This window comes from Carnobacterium sp. ISL-102, assembly GCF_018612935.1.
Lineage (GTDB): Bacteria > Bacillota > Bacilli > Lactobacillales > Carnobacteriaceae > Carnobacterium_B > Carnobacterium_B alterfunditum.
Window position 1 is genome coordinate 1 of the sequence record NZ_JAGGRF010000016.1, and the last position, 19,518, is coordinate 19,518.

Genomic DNA, 19,518 nt, shown 5'->3' on the forward strand with positions numbered 1-19,518 from the left:
CGTACTAGAATTTTGTGATACTTGTTTACGTAACATCCTCGTCACCCCATTTTTTCTTTCATTATACTGCTTGTCCTATTCGATGAATAGCAAAAAAGCCAGATATTTCTATCTGACTTTTTCAGCAGCCTCGTTATTTCCCCTCTCTTTTTTTGTACGCTCACTATCAGTTGGGGGCACTACTTGGAATTTCTAACGGAATAGGGATTGCCTGTAGCCATGTAAAGCTTCCATGGCTCTCCACAAGCAAACCTTTTATTCCAAAAGAAATTTCTTTGCCACACCAGCACTATTTTTTAAGTAACTTTATTTACCTATCAAGCAAGTATTATAAAAAATGACAGGAACCCTCTATTGCAAAGATTCCTGTCATTTTTTTATGCAATCATATTTTTTTAGCGTCGATATCCGCAAATACCTGTTCAAATATTTCAATAGGCTGAGCGCCACTAAGGCCATATTGCTTATCAATAACGAAGAAGGGAACGCCTTGAATGCCAATTTCAGCAGCTTGTGCTTGGTCCAAACGTACAGCATCTAAATAAGCCTCAGAAGCCAACACGTCTCGAACACGAGTTTCATCTAAACCAACAGAGGTAGCCAAATGAACTAAAAAGTCATCGTCATTTAACCATTTACCTTCAATAAAGTAGGCTTTCTTAGCTAGTTCCATAAATTCATTCCCTTTGCCCTGTTCTTTGGCAAATTGAAATAAACGATGAGGTTTTAAGGTGTTCCCATGTTGAATAGCGTCGTAATCGTAATCTAAATCAACGTTATTAGCCATTTGAGTAACTTGTTGGATCATAGATTGGGCTTGTTCTACGCTCATTCCTTTATACTCGGCAAAATAATCTTCCATTTTACCGTCAACTTGCTCAGGAGCTGAGGGATCTAGTTCATAACTATGAAACTCAACTTCTACATCCGAACGGTCCTTAAGGGCTGCTTCTAAATGACGTTTACCGATGTAACAAAACGGGCAAACAAAATCTGACCATACTTCTATTTTCATCCTGCAACACTCCTTAATTGATACTTACTAATGATAAGCATAAAGGTAAAGATGTTTAGATGTCAATAAAAGTTAGTTAATGAGGAAAAAACTTTAAAAAAAACTTGCAAATAATAATAAAAATGTGTATATTTATTATCAAGTTCTAATTTGATTAGAGAGAGATTAAAATAAGATAAGAAAACAGGGGGATTTAACATGGGAAAAACGAAGTGGTGGAAATCAGGTGCATTATTATTGACAGCAGGTTTATTAGCAGCTTGTGGAAATGAAGCAGATAGTGAAACAAGTAGTTCAAATTCAGGTGAAGGAAATTTAGCAGAAGAGCAAGTACTTAATTTAGTTGAAATTGCTGAATTACCTACAGGGGACACTGCAATAGCAACTGATACTGTAAGTTTCACCGTGTTTAATAATATAAATGAAGGTTTATATCGCCTCGACAAAGATAGTCAGCCAGTTCCTGCTTTGGCTCAAGAAGAAGCAACTGTGAGTGAAGATGGTTTGGAATACACATTTAAATTGCGTGAAGATACTACTTGGTCAAATGGAGACCCTGTGACAGCTAAGGATTTTGTATATGCTTGGAAAAGAGTAGCTGATCCTGAAACAGCGGCTTCTTATTCTTATCTATTCGAAGGAATCAAAAATGCGACAGCAATTATTTCTGATGGTGCTGATCCTGAAACATTAGGCGTAGAAGCCGTAAGTGATTACGAATTAAAAGTTACAATGGAGAAACCAGTACCTTACTTTATTTCTTTAATGGCATTTCCTACATTCTTCCCTCAAAATGAGGCATTTGTAGAAGAACAAGGAGATAAATATGGTACTTCAGCAGAGACAATGATTTTTAACGGACCATTCACATTTAGTAATTGGGACGGAACAAACTTAAATTGGACATACGAAAAGAATAAAGATTATTGGGATGCAGAAAACGTTACTTTAGAAGAAATCAATGTAGAAGTTATTAAAGAAACGTCAACAGCGCTAAATCTATATGATTCTGGTCAAATCGATCGGGTCAATTTAACCGGTGAATTTGCTAAACAATATAAAGATAATGCAGATTACACTGTTGAAACAGAAGCGAGAACTTCTTATCTTCAATTGAATCAAGAAAGAGATGAAGAAGAAACACCGTTAGCTAATGAAAACTTACGTAAAGCGATTGCTTCTTCTTATGATCATGAATTATTGGTCAGCGAAATCTTAGCGAATGGTTCTCAAACAGTAGGTGGACTTGTTCCCGCTGGATTAGCATCAAATCCAACAACTGGAGATGATTTCCGTGCAGAGTCAGGCGATTACCTATCTTTTGATGCAGAGGCAGCTAACGAATATTGGGAAGCAGCTAAATCTGAATTAGGAACAGATACTGTAACATTAGAATTACTTGGTGATGATGATGAGACAAATAAAAAAGTTGGAGCTTACATGAAGGACCAGATTGAAACTAATTTACCTGGTGTGGAGATCACATTGAAAAATGTTCCATTTAAAGCTCGTTTGGAATTACAAACAAATCAAGATTACGATCTAGCTTTAGGCGGATGGGGTGCAGACTTTGCTGATCCAGTAAACTTCATTGACCTAATGACGACTGAAAGTCCATATAACCGTTCTAGCTACAGCAATAAAGAATTTGATGAATTAATTGCTCTATCAAAAGGTGAAAATGCAACAGATGTTGAAGCACGTTGGACAAACTTGCTTGATGCTGAAAAAATCTTGCTAGATGAAGCTGGCGTAGCTCCTCTATACCAAAGAGCTGCAGCAACATTGCAAAAAGAAAATGTTAAAGATATCTACAACTACCAAGTTGGAGCTAAATATAGCTACAAAGATGCTTACATCGAAGCTGAATAAGAACTATACAGCTCTTGGTGAAACAATAGGCAGGACAAAATAAGAAAGAGCTCTGAACGAAGATTTACATCCTCGTTTTAGAGCTCTTTCCTTGTTTTAAATTTATTTAAAGTTTATTTGCTGCATTAACGATTCTATTCGTATGGAGGTCAAAAAGAATATTACAGACGAATAAAGATGCTAATACAAAAACACTCACAGATGTATTATTTCCAAGATAAAAATGAACAAATAGAGAATAAATCAAAATCTTTGCAATCAGTTGAAGGCTAAAGATTTGTTTTAATTTTTTTATTAATGGAACAGTCGGCTTTTCTTTGATATTTTTTATGATCCTTCGATCATTTACAAGAAAGATACGGACAAATTGACTTTCAAAATCATAGGCACCAAAATGACGTAAAGCCAATAAATTACCCATCACATAAAAGACGACCAACCCGATTAGAAGGTATTGAAACAAGTGCAGTACTCCTTTCTAGACAGTGGAAAATAATTTGACTACTGAGTATACCATAACGTCTACAGGATTTTTTTTCAATAGCAAATACTAAGAGAATAGAAAAAGTAAAACCAATCCATGAGGTTGAAATCATGGATCGATTTTACTCTGATAAAACAAATAAATAGTTCTTTTCATCGGCCTCGTCATAAAATAACAATGTATTGTTTTCATGGCGTTTAGCAATCAATTTATACCCGTAGTGATCAGTGAAGACTAGCTGCTGATCTGAAATAGATGTGAGGCTTCCTTTAATAAGATGATTATTAATGTGAAGATCGCCGTCTTGTGTTATTTTTAAAAGCCAGCGTGTTTTATGTTCTTGACTGCTCCAAGTTCCAACAAAAGAGGATATAGGTTGCTGAAGAGAATTTTTTTTAGCTAAACACTTTTTTCTATTTGAAACAGATTTTCCCAGTAACTGAGCAATAACGGAAAATCCTAAAAGATAGTGGATATATTTATACATTTTCATATTTGATTTCTCCCATAATAAGTAATAGAATAAGTGCGGTATAATAGTTAAGAATTGTAAAAACGATAACAACTATATTATAAGCCTATTTTAATGAATTAAATAGGGACTAAAGTATTATTTTGATGTCAAAATGATGTTAAATAGATTACTAAAAAAAAATTAGATAAAATAAACGAAATTTTGCTGCATTTTTACTTAAATAAACAGAAAGACTTGATTCTCAATAAAAAACAGTCCAAAATATAGGAATACGTCAATTTCTCAAATAGTATAGATATAAAATGAAATCAAATAAAAATGATAAAGGGTGTTACTCTGATGAACGTGATTAAATTTGGTGGAAGCTCCTTAGCTTCAGGAAGTCAGTTGAAAAAAGTTGTCCAACTTGTAAAAGAAGATGTGGCACGCAAAATAGTTGTAGTATCAGCTCCTGGTAAGCGTTCAGCGGAGGACGAAAAAGTGACAGATTTGTTGATTGGTTTTGGTATGAAAGCTCTTGTCGGCCATGACTTTAGTGCCGTACTAGAAAAAATCATTGACCGATACCAAAATATTGCAGAGGAATTAGGTTTAGGAACAGAAATCATCGATGAGATAAGAAGCAACTTAGATTCCTTAGTCAAAGGCAATAAAAATGAACCCAATTATTATTTAGATGCATTTAAAGCAAGTGGAGAAGATAATAATGCAAAGTTAGTAGCTGCTTATTTTAACCAAGAAGGTGTACCAGCTCGGTATATGGATCCTAAAGAAGCTGGATTGATGGTAACCAATGAACCAGGAAATGCTCAAGTTTTACCTGAGAGTTATGAGCAGTTAGCTAAATTACGCGATAGCGAAGAAGTTATCATTTTTCCTGGTTTTTTTGGGTATACAAAAGATGGGAAAGTGTGTACTTTCTCAAGAGGTGGTTCAGATATCACTGGCGCTATTTTGGCAAATGGGATCCAAGCAGATCTATATGAAAATTTCACAGATGTAGATGCCATATTTGCGGCTAACCCTCATGTAGTTGAAAATCCTATTGGCATCAAAGAACTGACTTACCGTGAAATACGTGAGCTTTCATATGGTGGTTTTTCAGTCTTACATGATGAAGCTTTACAGCCGGCATTTAAATCAGGGATTCCAGTTCAAATCAAAAATACAAATAATCCATCTGCTCCGGGGACCCGCATCATGAAAGAACGCCAATTGACTGAACAAGGCGTGATCGGTATTGCCAGTTCAAGCGGCTTTAGCAGTATTTATATTGATAAGTATTTAATGAACCGTGAGATCGGTTTTGGACGCAAAGTATTGGAGATACTGGAGGCAAGAGGAATCAGTTATGAACATATGCCCTCAGGAATCGATAACTTAACGATTATTTTACAGACGAATCAAATGACGACCGAAGAAGAACACTCATTGTTGATTCAATTAAAAGAAGAGTTGTGTGCAGACAGCGTGACTGTTGAACATAATATTGCGTTGATCATGATCGTCGGGGAGGGCATGCGTGAGAAAATGTACACGATGTCTAAAGCAGCAACAGCTCTTTCTGAAAATCATATCAATATTGACATGATCAACCAAGGGGCTTCAGAAGTTAGTGTTATATTTGGGATCCAAGCAAAATATGAAGATCTGGCAGTGAAAGCCTTATATGAAGCGTTTTTTATAAAGTGAGAATACAGCGAAAAAATTTCTTCGTTCAACTCCATTCTAATATAGTCGTTTCGATATCAAAAAATTTCGGATGATTCTTAACCGTATACTAGTTTCTAGTCTTACTTTTCCATTCATACAATGGAAGAGTAAGATTTTTTTTGAGTTGCTTTCACGGGAGAGCAGCTGATAAACTAGTCAATTAAAAAACTCATCCCCACTTTTGATGAAATAAATCATCAAAAGTGAAAATGAGTTTTCTAGTAGGATAAGTTGCTTGTCCCAGCTAATATTTTTAACCAAAAAGAACGAAATAACCGAGCACAAGGATACCTAAAATAATTCTGTACCAGCCAAAAGCTTTAAAGTCATTATGTTTAATGTAGCCCATCAAGAACTTGATCGCGATAACCGAAACGACGAATGCAACTAGCATACCAGTTAAAAGAATAGCGACTTCCATTCCCGTAAATTCGAAACCGAATTTAACCAGCTTAAGGAAACTTGCGCCAAACATGACAGGAATAGATAAGAAGAAAGAATATTCTGTAGCAATGAAACGAGAAGTACCGATCAAAATAGCACCTAGAATCGTTGCTCCTGAACGAGAAGTACCAGGAATCAAGGAAAGAACTTGGAACATCCCGATTAAAAAGGCTGTATTATAGGTCAAATCCTTAAACGAATTGATTGAACTTTCTTTTCCTTTATTACGATTTTCAATAATAATAAATAAAATTCCGTAAACGATCAACATAATAGCAACTGTCCAATAATTGTATAGATGTTCGTTCAACCAGTCATCAAAAAGTAAGCCTAAAACAGCTGCTGGAAGAACCCCAACAAGTACTTTGTACCAGATCGACATGGTATCTTTCTTCTCTTGAGTGGATTTTTTTGGTGAAAATGGGTTCAACTTGTTAAAATAAAGTAAGACAACAGCTAAAATAGCACCTAGTTGGATGACTACAAAAAACATTTCTTTAAATTCAGCAGAAGCATTTAATTGGATGAATTCTTCTACCAAAATCATGTGTCCAGTACTACTAATGGGCAGCCATTCGGTGATTCCTTCGACGACCCCTAAAAATACAGCCTTTAATAATTCAATAAAAATCATGTTGTTCTCCTTTCAAATCAAAACGTAAAATTAAAAAGCACAAACCTAAGTATACCCAAATTCCACTAGTTATCCTATAGTATTTAGCGAATATTAAGGGTTTCTTTATATTGTGCTAAAAAATAGCGATGTATTCTTGTTAGTAACAGATCAAAGTTGTCCTTGGAAGAACTGGACAAGTAAACTGCTGATGGCAACAAAGAACCAAGTAGCCAGACCAAGCAGAACTGGGTTTTTTCCGGTCTTTAATAAGGCTCTTAAGTTAGCCGATAAGCCGATCGAGCCTAATGCCATGGCAATCATGAAACGCGAGAGCCATTTGGCTGCTGTTATAAAAGCCTCAGGAAGGAAACCTGAACTGCTGACTAAAGAAGCCGCCAAAAACCATAAAATAAACCAAGGGAAAATTTGTTTCAAAGAAACCTTTTCAGCTAGGTGCTTTTTTTTATAAACTTGAAATCCAGCTATGATCAATGAGATTGGAATGATCAAAGTTGCTCTGGTCAATTTTACGATCGTCGCATGATCCCCAGCTGCTTCACTATAGCTGTAACCAGCAGCAACAACAGAAGAAGTATCATTGATCGCTGTCCCAGCCCATAATCCAAATCCGGCATCAGACAAGTTCATCAAGTGGCCTAAAAAAGGAAAGAGAAAGACAGCTACAATATTAAACAAAAAAATGGTTGAAATAGATAAAGCAATTTCATCATCATCCGCCTCAATGATCGGTGAAACGGCAGCAATCGCTGAACCTCCACAAATAGCTGTTCCGACACCAATCAAAACTTTAGTGTTTGTTGGTATTTTTAACCATTTCCCAATCAACAAAGCACTAATAAAAGCAACCGTGATTGTGACGATCGTAACACTTAAGGAAGATAGCCCGGTTGCTTTGATATCTTGGATAGATAAACTAAATCCAAGCAATACAATTGAAGCTTGTAGAATTTTCTTTGAAGAAAATTTAATACCTGGCTGAAAATCAGCAGGGATCCTTAGGGTGTTGTTTATGACGAGCCCTAAAATAATAGCAAATACAGCACTGCCAATAATTGGGAAAAAGTTTCCTAATAGTGTGGCAATCAGAGCAATGATAATGGAAAGAAAAAGACCTTTATTAATTTTTTTCATCTACTTTATCGTCCTTTCTATGTAACACTGGTCAACTATAGCATATTTTCTAGATGGTATCATTTGAGAAACAAAAAAAATGATGCTACAGTTGCATTAAGAAAGCGGTTGAATAGATGAACTGTTCAAAATCAGTAAAAAATGACTATTTTTGATTAGAAAAAAATAGAAATGTGATGAGGAGGATTATATGAATTCAAATCAACTTAAACAATTGCTGAGCAACATGACGAGAGAAGAAAAAATTGGTCAAATGGTTCAATTAGCGGGTGAGTTTTATAAAGAAGAGGACAGTGAAAATACTGGTCCGATGCATGAAATGAATCTATCAGCTGAAAAAATGGCTACAATTGGATCAGTTCTTGGGATCTCTGGCGCTCAAACGTTGATAGCGATCCAAAAAGAGCATTTGGCTAAAAGTCGCTTAGGTATACCGCTGTTATTTATGGCGGATGTGATTCATGGGTACCGCACTATTTTTCCAATCTCGTTAGGTATGGCTTGTGCATGGGATCCTGATTTGATTGAAGAGAGTGCCGCAATTGCTGCAAAAGAAGCAGCCGTTGCAGGATTACATGTAACCTTTGCACCAATGGTCGATCTAGTACGCGATGCTCGTTGGGGAAGAGTAATGGAATCTACAGGTGAAGATCCTTATTTGAATCAACTATATGCACGTGCTTTTGTTAGAGGGTACCAAGGAAAAAATTTGGCGACCGATAAGTTGAGTATAGCGGCATGTATTAAACACTTTGCTGGATATGGTGCACCAGTAGCTGGGCGAGAATACAACACAGTCGAATTGTCTGAAAGAACCTTAAGAGACATGTATCTGCCAGCTTACCAAGCGGGGATCGATGAAGGCAGTAAATTAGTTATGACCGCTTTTAATTCACTTGACGGTGTTCCTGCTACAGCGAATAAGCGGTTAATGCGCGATATTCTTCGAAAAGAATTTGGTTTTGAAGGAGTCCTCATTTCTGATTGGGCAGCAGTTGGTGAAATGATCCCTCACGGCATCGCCGAGAATTTAAAGGAAGCCGGTAAATTAGCGATCGAAGCTGGTGTAGACATTGAGATGATGACAGGTGCCTATTTAAATTATTTAAGCGAGTTGATCGATGAAGGGGAAATCGGCGAAACGCTGATAGATGAAGCCGTATGGCGAGTCTTAACTTTGAAAAATGATTTAGGTTTATTTGAAGATCCCTATCGTGGGGCAAATAGTGCAGAGGAAAAAGCAATAGTGTTTAGTCAGGAGCATCGAGAAAAAGCCAGGGAAATGGCTGAAGAATCAATGGTTTTATTGAAAAATAAAGAACAAGTTTTGCCCTTAAGTATCCATCAAAAAGTAGCTCTGATCGTACCTAAAGGACAAGCAAAAGATGTGCTAGGTGCATGGTCTTGGAAAGGACAACAAAATGAAAGTGTTTCGTTATACGAAGGTCTCCTGCAGCATATACCAAAAGAATCGATCGTATTGAAAACAGTCGCTGATGCGCAAAAAGAAATAAAAGCAGACTGGCTGGCAGATCTGACTGATGTTGATATTATTGTGGCTGTGGTTGGCGAATCTTCTTATATGAGCGGTGAAGGAGCGAGCAGAAGCAAGATTAAGTTACCGTCTGAACAGATCCAATTGATCAAAAAACTGCGTACATTAGATAAGCCGATAGTAGCGACACTTTTTAATGGCAGGCCGTTAGATTTAACGGATATTATCCAAGATGTAGACAGTATCCTAGAAGCCTGGTTTCCAGGAACCGAAGCTGGTTCGGCGGTGGCTAATTTATTGTATGGTAAAAAAAATCCAAGTGGTAAATTGACCATGTCTTTTCCAAAAGCGGTTGGACAAGTTCCTCTTTACTATAACCAGGACAATACTGGGCGCCCCTTAACAGCGCTAAATCAAGAAGATAAGTTTCTCTCAAGGTATCTGGATGTTGATAATAGTCCACTTTTTCCTTTTGGTCATGGCTTAAGTTACACACATTTCAAGTATAGCCCAATGGAAGTTACCTTAACTAAATCTCCAACAAACCAAGAAGATGAAGTCAAGATAGAAGTGACGATTACAAATAACGGAAAAGTAGCAGGTACTGAAGTAGTCCAACTGTATATCAGGGATAAGGTAGGGAAAGTAGTACGCCCAATCAAGGAACTAAAAAAATTTAAAAAAGTTTCGCTAGAGCCTAGTGAATCAACTGTTGTTGCCTTTAATTTAAATAAGCTAAACTTCGAGTATACACATCAAGATTTATCAGTATCAGTTGAATCAGGAGAATTTGATTTAATGATAGGGCCAAATAGTGAAGAGTTGGAAATAAATACAGTGTATTTAACTTTCAAAAAAAGTGAATAAAATACAAAAGCTGATCAAGCAGCTAGCTTTTTATATTCTCTTTAAGAGGTTATTTATGGTATCATTAAGGGCAAGCTGCTTGCGGTTGATTGAATGAGAAGCAGCCCATAAACTATAGAAGGTAGGAATTGAAATGGGAATGTTTGATTTTTTGAAAAAAGGAAACAAAATAGAAGCAAATACTGAGGTAAAATTATTTTCACCTGCAAATGGAACCGTTATTTCGATTGAAGAAGTAGCAGATCCAGTCTTTTCACAAAAAATGATGGGGGACGGATATGCAGTCATTCCAACAGATGGAAAGATTTATTCTCCAGTAACTGGTAAAGTTGTCAGTGTTTTCCCAACTAAACATGCAATTGGAATAGAACTTCCAAATGGAGTAGAAGTTTTATTGCACATGGGACTAGATACGGTTGAATTAAATGGTGGACCTTTCACTAACGCTGTAGTTGAAGGAGATCAATTAACACCTGAAACACTTGTTTCTACAGTTGACCTAGCTGCTCTTGAAGCTGCTGGGAAAAACAACGCTATGGTAGTCGTATTTACAAACATGGATAAAGTGGCTGATTTCTCTTTAAGCGGCAAAGGACAAGCTTCTGCTTCATCAGAGATTGGAACTATTACAGCAAAATAATAAACGTACTTATAATAAAGATTTAGAGAATTGAAGCTGTTTTTGACATACACCCCAAAAGCTAGAGTAAAATCTAGCTTTTGGGGTGTATTTGTATAGCTTAAATAGTTTGGTACAAAACTAACTAATCGATATATTGTTTTAAAACAATATATAAAAGAGCCGTTCAAGAATTATTCTTGAGCGGCTCTTTTTAATTTAACTAGGACGAACGATCATGAATTCTTCATCTAATGTAGCGTATTGATTACCTGCAAGTCGTGCAACAGGGTTTAATTTATCCGTTAAAATGTATTCTTTTTCTTGATCAAAAATCGTTTCATCAAAAAAGAAATCCGTTACACGAATGAAAAAGAAATCCGTTACGATCTTATCGTTTTCATCTTTAATCGGTACATATTGATGGAGGACACCCTCAAAACGAATTTTAGCTTCTGCAATAGAAGGAACCTTTACGCTGAGGCTGTCTACCAATGTCAACTGCGTTTGATCAAGTTCGCTTTGATCAGGAGGTAAAGGAGCAGAAGTCTGATTCATTTCTTCAACCACAGCTTGATCGACGATATGAATGACCGCTTCTTTTTGGTCAAGGATGTTGCGAGCTGTATCTTTGATCATGCCATCCTTTCTCAAAATAGCAACAGTCAGCAAAGGCAGTTCATTTGAGGCAGCACTGAAAAAGCTGAAAGGAGCCGCATTTACTACTGAACCATCTTTTGATAATGAGGTTACCCATGCGATTGGACGTGGGATCACGCTCCCGCTGACAAATTTGTATTGTTGTTTTTTATTTAATTGTTCTGCTTTATAGTGAAACATGATTGGCCACTTCCTAAAGTTTGATTTTAAACATAAGTCACAAAGTAATCTACAGCTCTATTTTAGTCCAAATACTCTTTTTCAATTAATTTAGTACTACGAACAGTATCAATCGGACGAACCAATTTTTCAATCTCAGCACGTTGATCTCTAAATTTCGGTGGTAAGGCTAATGTTTCCCCTAATATTTCGTAGTTCTCTTCATCATCAATAAAACCAGGACCATCCGTTGCAAATTCAAATAGGATACCTGGAGAAACACGGGCATAAAGAGATTCAAAATAAAAACGATCTACATAACCAGAATTTGGCAAACCAAATTGATCCATTCGTTGGATCCATTCTTCTAGGACAGCGCGATTTTCTACGCGGAAGGCAACATGATGAACATTTCCGTATCCTTGTTGAGCATCAGGGAGCAGTTCACTATGTTCGACTATCACTTGCGCGCCATTTCCACCTTCGCCAACTTCAAATTGATGAACCTGATTTTCTTTAGCGATTTCTTTAAACAAGAGGACTTTTTCCAATATTTCTTTCATAGAATCAAAGTTTTTAACGCGTAAAAAGATAGGGCCTAGACCGGTAATAGCGAATTCATCTGGAACGGGACCTTTATGCCAAGGGGTACCAGAAGCTACTCCAGTATTGTGTTCATCCGAGATCAATTGATACTGTTGATCATCAAAATCATGGAAAGCCAAAACCTTAACGCCAAATTGTTCTGTAATTTCTTTATGGGATACATTGTATTTATCAAATCGTTTTACCCAGTATGTTAAAGCAGCATCGTTTGGTACGCGGAAGGATGTTTTAGAGATATCATTTGTACCTTTTGACCCTTTTGGGATACCAGGAAAATCAAAGAAAGTCATATCTGTTCCAGCACTGCCTTTATCATCTGCAAAGAAAAGGTGATAGGTTTGGATATCATCTTGATTCACCGTTTTCTTAACTAAGCGAAGACTCAAAACAGTTGTAAAGAAGTCATAAATTTTTTCTGCGCTACTTGTGATAGCCGTTACGTGATGTATCCCTTTTAATCCGTTCATTTTAAAAATCCTCCAATTGAGCTTCGATTGCTGCTCGTTTATTTTCTAGAAAGTCTGGTAGTGCAAGTGTGTTTCCTAATTCTTCAATTGATTCATCTAGCGTAAAACCAGGTGTTGCTGTGGCTATCTCGATTCTTAACCCATTTGGTTCTCTCACATATAAACTTTTAAAGTAGCCTCTTTCAATATATTGATCGATTGGCAGCTGTAATTGTAAAGCCTTTTGATACAAACGTTCAAGCTCATCAGTTGATGCAACAGTATATGCAATATGATCAATGGATCCTCTGCCCATCCGAGATAAAGGTGTTTTTCGGCTAAAATCAATGGTTGTAAAGACACCTTGCTGAGTGTCTTGGACTTGATACGTTCGACTGGTCAACGGCAGGTCTAAAAATTCAGTCAAAAAGGAGACTGTTTCATCCGGTCGTTCAACTTTAAGTGAAATATCAAAGATACCAATAATTTGGTTCGCAGCTGGGATGTCTGAATGTTTAGTCGCATTTGCAGCAGGGATCACATCATCAACTTCTATCAATGCCAGATCAAATTGATCCGAATCTTTAAAAGACAAACGATGTTGCTCCTTATCCAATGTCGTTTGAATCGAAAAGTGGGCTAAACGAGCTTTCCAATAAGGTAAAGTACTTTTGGGGATTTTTAGTGTGACAGTTGAAAAATAATTATTTTCATTATAGGCACGACCGACAGTTTTTAATTCAAAGAAAGTCAGCAGAGTTCCAGGATTTCCTTGATAGTCGCCATAGAAAAGATGACGAATAGCCGTGTTTTCTTGATTGACAGAATTTTTAACGAAACGCAAACTAAGAATAGTCGTATAAAAAAAATGATTATCTTTAGCAGACTTGGTGAAAGCCGAAATATGATGAACATTTTTGATCACTTGAGAAATCCTCCTTTCGACAAATGATTATTGCTGAATGAGAAGCTTTAAATAGACTATAACACAACATTGAAAAGCTTACAATAAATAAGTTTAATTAGAGATAACTTAATTTGAAGTAAAATAAAAAAACTAATACAAACCTGATATCAAGTCTGTATTAGTTTTGAGTCTATCAATTTTAGTGTTGACGGGTTTAATCCAATTACTTATCCAAAATTTATTAGAAAGTAACGCAAACACACTCGGGAGCGTAAACATCTTTTTGAAGCAAAGACAAAAGTCCTGTTTCAGCATCTCTCTCAAATAAAGTCAGTTTATCTGAATCTTGATGACCAACTATTGTAAATTGTTCAGTAGGGTCTAGTGCAAAGTCACGAGGAGTATTCCCTTCAGAAGCAATTAGTTGAATGCGTTCAAGTGAATTTCCTGATTCATTGATAGCATACACAGCAATCGAGTTGTGACCGCGATTAGATGAGTATAAGAACTTTCCATCTTCAGTGATGCGCACGGCCGACCCGCTATTAAAAGCAGTATGACTCTCTGGAATGGAAGAAACAGCTTGGATTGTTTCAAATGAACCCTCAGCAGCATTGTAGGCTAACACGATAATTTCGCTAGATAATTCTCCAACAAGGTAAGCAAACTTACCATTTGGATGGAAAACTAAATGACGAGGACCGGTACCTGGATTAGCTTTATAAGTAACAGCTAGATCTAGTTTTCCATCTTCAGAAACCTTGTAAGTATAAATGGTGTCTGTCCCTAGATCACAAGCAACCACGTAATGACGATCCGGTGTCAGATCAAGGTAATGTGCATGAGGTTTTGTTTGGTTTTCATGAACACTTGAACCTACATGCTGCTTAACATCTGTTAAAGTTAGGTTTCCTTTGCTGTCTGTTTTATAGACAGAGACAAACCCATCATGATAACTGGTTGTGTAGACAAGTGAGCGGTCTGCATCATAGGCAACGTAGCAAGGTGGTGCAGCATTCTCTACAATCAATTCGCTTGTTTTTTCAAAAAAGGTCGTTGTATTTTTATAAGTAGTTGCCGGTTTTTTCTTGAAAGCGGCAAGTCCGCCGCCTGATTCTGTTTTACTTACAGCGTAAAGGATATCTTTTCCATTTGATAATGCAAGATAAGTAGGATTACCAATTTTTGCTACTAGCTTGGCTTCTTCTAATCGTTTGGTTTTGGTGTCTAATACAATTTCATAGATACCTTCGCTGTTTCCTCTAGTATACGTTCCTAAATACATCGTTTCTTTCATTGTAAAGCCTCCTTAGTATGGTGTAACAGGTTTCATTTTAAAGTATAGCATCGCTTAATGAAAGACACTTTTTAAAATCAATGAAGAAGGTCTGAAATAGCTTCATAGATTCGTTGATTGGATTGTGTATCATGATAATAAAGCAGTGCATCTGCTTTTTGCTGATTCTTACGAGTGATTTTAAATTGATTTATGCCTATTTGTTGTAGCAAGTGAAGTAGATTTTCTTCAGAAGTTGTTACTTCACCTGGCAATTCATTTAAATAAGTAAAGTTGGAATTAAACAGTTCTTCTAAGGGAAGATTTCTAATTTCTGGCTGATAAAATAAAACCGGTTTTAAAAGAAAACTAAAATCAAAAGCAATTGGATCGGCATCCGTTATCAAAACTTTGCTATTTTTAATCAATTGTTGGATGTCTTCTTGACTTTGAAGGACTAACGTACAATTTGTATCAGTAAAGGCTTCAATATAATGAATCATCGAAGAGGGTAGAGCAGTTACGACCTCAAGTTGGTATTGCTGAACAAAATCTGAAAATGCTGGGTTTTTCAGCAACGAAATAAAAGACAAAGCCATTTGATCAATAGTATCAGATTGATAATGTAAACCAGACTCGTGTTCCATTGGGAAAATCAGTAATTGTTGCTTCATAGCTGAATCGGGTCCATCTTTTAAAAGTTCATCAAAACGCGGCAAACCTGTAATGGAAAGTTTAGCTTCTGGAAAGTTTAAGGTTTCAATCGCATAACGTTTTTCTGTTTTAGAGCTAACAAACATTAGATCCGCTTTGAAAAGCTTAGTGTTGTATTCTAACATCGTTTTCATATTTTGTGATCCCAGAACATTCTGTAGTAAAACAACCTTTTTAGCAGCTAATTCAGCTAGCCACAGAGGGTTTCGTGTTGGCATGATAGTATAAGGTTTTTCCGTTGTGATCAGCAATTGAGCCATCAACAATGTCCAAATGTATTTTTTTGATTTGAAAATCAAAAGATGATCTTCGTCTAGGTCAGCTGCTTTAGCATAATCAGGTGACTTTCGATCAATGACATAGTAGATCTCTTTTTCTGGATGGTATTGTCTCACATAGCGGAAAAAAGCCCAACTATTATTTTTAGCTTCCATAGGTGTTTCGCCAATGACCCAGATTTCTCGTTTGCTGTAAATGGGCCGCAAAATTGGAGCAACAAGAAAGAGCTCTTTCATATATTCAAATGTTTCCTTTTCAAAATTCGTTACCGAAAGAATGAAATCATTTGATTGACCGGTAAAATTAGGTGCTAACAGCAGGGTTCTTTTCCCATAAGAGTAAGAAAAGTGATGGTAATGACTCTTTGCATTTGCATTATTGGGATTAGAGACGTGAATAATAGTAGGATCAAAAAACCCGTTTAGGTACAATTCAAAGTATAAATCGAAATCTTCATCATTGGAATTGCTGGAAAAAAGTTCACGTGCACATTCAGCTAAGTCTAAATTAATTTGGTAGTCATAATAATTTAAATGCGTTCTATCTTCTGCATCGGTCAATTGATGATCTGAATGAATGATTTGACGATGGCCAAATTTTCTCCCAACCATAATGGTATCGATTCGATTGATTTGAATGGCTTTTGTAACAAGTGTACCTGCAAGAGTTAAGATGTGTTTTTTTAAATTAATTGAATCTATTTTTGAATCCTGAATATAGCGGACACTTCTCACGGGGATATTGACCGTAAAACAAAATCCTTGAGACGTTCTGCTGAAATAAGGATATAGGTGATGGTCACTGTCTTGAACTTCTGTCAAACCGTATGATTCATAATGATTAAAACGATTAAGCGACAAAGGTTCATCTTTTTCAATTTCTTGACCATCTATTAAATAACGAAGAGTAAAATGAAATTCGAAATGTTCCTTTGGATCTGTAGGAACATGCTTTTTAATAAACGAACGTATATCAACTGAGAACGAATACTCTCCATTAGCATCAATTGCTTTAAACGGATACTTTTCTCCAGTTTCTCTATGTAAAATGAAAAATTCTTTGAATTCAGTTGGAAAATCTTTTGTTAGAGTTACAGTTATAAGTAAATCATCCTCTTGTTTCTTTAAGATAAATGAAGGATGACGAAGTTTTTTGATTTGTTTTTCAGCTTGGTCTATTTTTAAAAGTTGCTCATTGCTAGTAGAATCCATAAAATTCACCTCCATTATTGGATAGTTTATCTCAATTTATCATACCAGTCTATCCAACAGGTAGCAAACAGTATGAGTGTTTTTTTAAAGGAATAGTCAGCTTTTTTTGAGTTCAAATAGATAGCTGATGTAAGCTAGCATTTAATACCCTTTAAAAGGAAGTATATGGTAAAATAAATAAGAGTAAAGGAATTTGAAATAAGAAAGGAATGAGTATTATGTTGATTGGAACAGTAACGGCAGTCGGAGAAGATGCTATTAGAAAAAAAGATCCTATGATTATTTTATTTGGAGAAAAAGCTACAAAGGATATTCGTACTGTGGCCATTATTCAATCTTTCGAAAAAGAGGCAGGAAATATAAAATTAGAACCGGGTCATACGATTTCTTTTGATGAAGAAGTATACACGATCAAAACAGTTGGAAGTTTAGTGAATGAAAACTTAAATACAATTGGTCATGCCACACTGTCTTTTTCAGAAGTTATAGAAGATGATCAAATTGAGAGCAGCATCTATTTGTCGCCACATGAGTTGCCAGAAGTAGTAGTCGGTACTAAAATAAGCTACGACGATTGATGGTAGATTTTATAGGATCAGAGGGGTGAAGGTATGGGTGAAGAAAAACTAAAAGGAAAAACCAGAGAGAAAGTGACCTGGTTTTGGAAATGGATTTTGGACAATAAAGTTGTTTCTATTTTATTGATTTCACTCTTGATTTTCCTGAATTTACTAGTATTTTCAAAAATTGCTTACTTGTTTTCACCAATAGGAGATTTTTTAAGCATTATTGGTTTACCAGTTATTTTTGCCGGGATCTTGTATTACTTGGTTAATCCATTAGTTGATTGGATGGAGCGAAAGAAAATCCCACGTTTACTAGGAATCGCTTGGATTTTTATTGTTATTGGAGCCTTGATTATTTGGGGCATCGCCATATTGATCCCAATCATTCAAGAGCAAACAAGCAGTATTATTGAAAATTGGCCTATTTATTTAGAAAATATTGTTTTTCAAATAGATAGTTTATTAAGGAATGATGTAATTTCTGAGTTTCAATCACAATTGTCTGATTTTAACACTAATTTATTATCCAATGTTTCAGAACAAGCAGACGGTGTTTTAAATTCAACTTTTGCTAGTATTGGAAGTGTCGTTGGTGCAGTGACAAATATTGTGATTGCGATCGTTACCATGCCATTTATTCTTTTTTACTTATTAAAAGACGGTAAAAATCTCCCGTATCATTTGATGAAAATGGTGCCTTCAAAAATGAGAGTTGTAACTTATCAGTTGTTGAGCGAAATCAATTCACAAATAAGCCAATATATACGTGGTCAATTAATGGTAGCTTTTTTTGTTGGACTAATGTTTTGGATAGGATTTGGAGTCATCGGATTAGAATACGCCGTAACACTAGGTGTGCTGGCAGGTTTCTTAAATTTAATTCCTTACCTGGGTTCATTTTTTGCTACGATTCCAGCCGTTGTGTTTGCCTTGGTGGATTCTCCAAGTATGCTGATCAAAGTGCTGATCGTATTCGCTATCGAACAAACGATTGAAGGAAGATTCATTCAGCCACAAATTTTAGGAAACAATTTAGAAGTGCATCCTTTGACGATCATCACGGTCTTACTATCTGCTGGGAAAATCTTCGGGATTCCAGGCGTTATTCTGGGTATTCCCGGATATGCTATCATGAAAGTCATTGTTAGCCACTTTTTCAGATGGTATAAAACACATACTGGTTTATATGAGAGTGATGAAAATCCTGCTCCTTCGCCAGTCATAGCTGAAAATAAAAAATTGGAAGACTAATTTAATACTAAAAAAAAGTCAGTACCGGATTTAAACCGGGTGCTGGCTTTTTTTAGTATTAAAATGTTTTTCCTAAGGCAGTCGCTTTTTCGATTCCCACAGCCATAATATCTGCTGCTTTATCAGGTGTATGATCCATACCTTCAACAAATAATTCTTGGAAATCAGTGACACCGATATAGGTTAAAATAGTTTTTAAATATTGATTAGCAGGGTCTTTTCCACCATAAACTCCGCCGTTTGCTTGAATGTGAAGAACTTTCTTATCTCCAGCAAGTCCAATTGATTCACCTTTTTCGTTGTATTTAAATGTTTTTCCAGCAACGGTGACTGTATCGACCCATGCTTTTAAACGAGTAGGAACATTTAAATTCCATAAAGGATTAGCAATAATAATTTTATCAGCATTCAAAAAGCCATTTGTGTATCCATTAAATAATGTAAGTTTTTGTTGTTTAGCTTCAGATAATTCATCAAAAGCAGTTCCACTACTAAGTTCTGACCAAGCTTGCAATAAATCACGATCAATATCGGGGATTGCTAAATCATATAAATTGATATCTTCAATACTATCTGTAGGGTGATTTTCAATATATGATTTTACGAAAGCATCAGTTACTTGCATCGAACGAGAAGTCTTGCTATCTAGTGGATGAGCACGAACAACTAATAGTTTTGGCATAAATAAACT

Annotated in this window: 17 protein-coding genes; 6 read left to right on the plus strand and 11 right to left on the minus strand. The window is 36.0% G+C overall.

Annotated features, from left to right (window positions below):
- Positions 1–385 precede the first annotated feature (385 nt).
- Complete coding sequence (locus J7E16_RS07585; protein ID WP_214890548.1) at positions 386–1,015, minus strand: DsbA family oxidoreductase; 630 nt, start codon at positions 1,013–1,015, stop codon at positions 386–388.
- 198 nt (positions 1,016–1,213) lie between these two features.
- Here J7E16_RS07585 and J7E16_RS07590 point away from each other — a divergent pair, with 198 nt between their 5' ends.
- Positions 1,214–2,887, plus strand: a complete 1,674-nt coding sequence (locus J7E16_RS07590; RefSeq protein WP_214890550.1) for a peptide ABC transporter substrate-binding protein — start codon at positions 1,214–1,216, stop codon at positions 2,885–2,887.
- A gap of 106 nt (positions 2,888–2,993) precedes the next feature.
- On the opposite strand, the gene J7E16_RS07595 is transcribed toward J7E16_RS07590, so the two are convergent.
- Together J7E16_RS07595 and J7E16_RS07600 are read right to left on the minus strand one after the other, a co-directional pair.
- A complete protein-coding gene (locus tag J7E16_RS07595; RefSeq protein ID WP_214890552.1) occupies positions 2,994–3,350 on the minus strand; it encodes a hypothetical protein in 357 nt (118 codons plus the stop codon).
- Between the two features lie 142 nt (positions 3,351–3,492).
- Positions 3,493–3,864, minus strand: coding sequence for a DUF4828 domain-containing protein (locus J7E16_RS07600; RefSeq protein ID WP_214890554.1), 372 nt, complete (start codon positions 3,862–3,864; stop codon positions 3,493–3,495).
- A gap of 321 nt (positions 3,865–4,185) precedes the next feature.
- Between J7E16_RS07600 and J7E16_RS07605 the strand changes: the two genes are divergently transcribed.
- Positions 4,186–5,538, plus strand: coding sequence for an aspartate kinase (locus tag J7E16_RS07605; RefSeq protein WP_214890556.1), 1,353 nt, complete (start codon positions 4,186–4,188; stop codon positions 5,536–5,538).
- 274 nt (positions 5,539–5,812) lie between these two features.
- On the opposite strand, the gene J7E16_RS07610 is transcribed toward J7E16_RS07605, so the two are convergent.
- Positions 5,813–6,637, minus strand: coding sequence for an undecaprenyl-diphosphate phosphatase (locus tag J7E16_RS07610; RefSeq protein WP_034545819.1), 825 nt, complete (start codon positions 6,635–6,637; stop codon positions 5,813–5,815).
- 150 nt (positions 6,638–6,787) lie between these two features.
- Positions 6,788–7,771: a YeiH family protein gene (locus J7E16_RS07615; protein ID WP_214890558.1), complete on the minus strand. Its 984-nt coding sequence runs from the start codon at positions 7,769–7,771 to the stop codon at positions 6,788–6,790.
- 190 nt (positions 7,772–7,961) lie between these two features.
- On the opposite strand from J7E16_RS07615, the gene J7E16_RS07620 reads away from it, so the two are divergent.
- Positions 7,962–10,133, plus strand: a complete 2,172-nt coding sequence (locus tag J7E16_RS07620) for a glycoside hydrolase family 3 N-terminal domain-containing protein (protein WP_214890560.1) — start codon at positions 7,962–7,964, stop codon at positions 10,131–10,133.
- A gap of 139 nt (positions 10,134–10,272) precedes the next feature.
- On the plus strand, positions 10,273–10,773 hold the full coding sequence (locus J7E16_RS07625; RefSeq protein WP_214890674.1) for a PTS sugar transporter subunit IIA: 501 nt from the start codon (positions 10,273–10,275) through the stop codon (positions 10,771–10,773).
- 198 nt (positions 10,774–10,971) lie between these two features.
- Here J7E16_RS07625 and J7E16_RS07630 read toward each other — a convergent pair whose 3' ends face one another.
- The 5 genes from J7E16_RS07630 to J7E16_RS07650 all read right to left on the minus strand — a co-directional run bounded on the left by J7E16_RS07630 (position 10,972) and on the right by J7E16_RS07650 (position 17,010).
- A complete protein-coding gene (locus tag J7E16_RS07630) occupies positions 10,972–11,592 on the minus strand; it encodes a flavin reductase family protein (RefSeq protein ID WP_214890562.1) in 621 nt (206 codons plus the stop codon).
- A gap of 62 nt (positions 11,593–11,654) precedes the next feature.
- Positions 11,655–12,644 (minus strand): ring-cleaving dioxygenase, encoded by a 990-nt coding sequence (locus J7E16_RS07635; RefSeq protein ID WP_214890565.1) that lies wholly within the window; start codon positions 12,642–12,644, stop codon positions 11,655–11,657.
- A gap of 1 nt (position 12,645) precedes the next feature.
- Positions 12,646–13,548: a VOC family protein gene (locus J7E16_RS11585; protein ID WP_214890568.1), complete on the minus strand. Its 903-nt coding sequence runs from the start codon at positions 13,546–13,548 to the stop codon at positions 12,646–12,648.
- Positions 13,549–13,771: 223 nt separating this feature from the next.
- Positions 13,772–14,827: a lactonase family protein gene (locus J7E16_RS07645; protein ID WP_214890571.1), complete on the minus strand. Its 1,056-nt coding sequence runs from the start codon at positions 14,825–14,827 to the stop codon at positions 13,772–13,774.
- Positions 14,828–14,904: 77 nt separating this feature from the next.
- Complete coding sequence (locus tag J7E16_RS07650; protein ID WP_214890574.1) at positions 14,905–17,010, minus strand: CDP-glycerol glycerophosphotransferase family protein; 2,106 nt, start codon at positions 17,008–17,010, stop codon at positions 14,905–14,907.
- A gap of 218 nt (positions 17,011–17,228) precedes the next feature.
- Between J7E16_RS07650 and J7E16_RS07655 the strand changes: the two genes are divergently transcribed.
- Positions 17,229–17,588, plus strand: coding sequence for a PTS glucitol/sorbitol transporter subunit IIA (locus J7E16_RS07655; protein WP_214890577.1), 360 nt, complete (start codon positions 17,229–17,231; stop codon positions 17,586–17,588).
- A gap of 33 nt (positions 17,589–17,621) precedes the next feature.
- On the plus strand, positions 17,622–18,827 hold the full coding sequence (locus tag J7E16_RS07660; protein WP_214890579.1) for an AI-2E family transporter: 1,206 nt from the start codon (positions 17,622–17,624) through the stop codon (positions 18,825–18,827).
- Positions 18,828–18,885: 58 nt separating this feature from the next.
- Here J7E16_RS07660 and J7E16_RS07665 read toward each other — a convergent pair whose 3' ends face one another.
- A complete protein-coding gene (locus J7E16_RS07665; RefSeq protein WP_214890582.1) occupies positions 18,886–19,509 on the minus strand; it encodes an NAD(P)H-dependent oxidoreductase in 624 nt (207 codons plus the stop codon).
- Between the last annotated feature and the right edge of the window lie 9 nt (positions 19,510–19,518).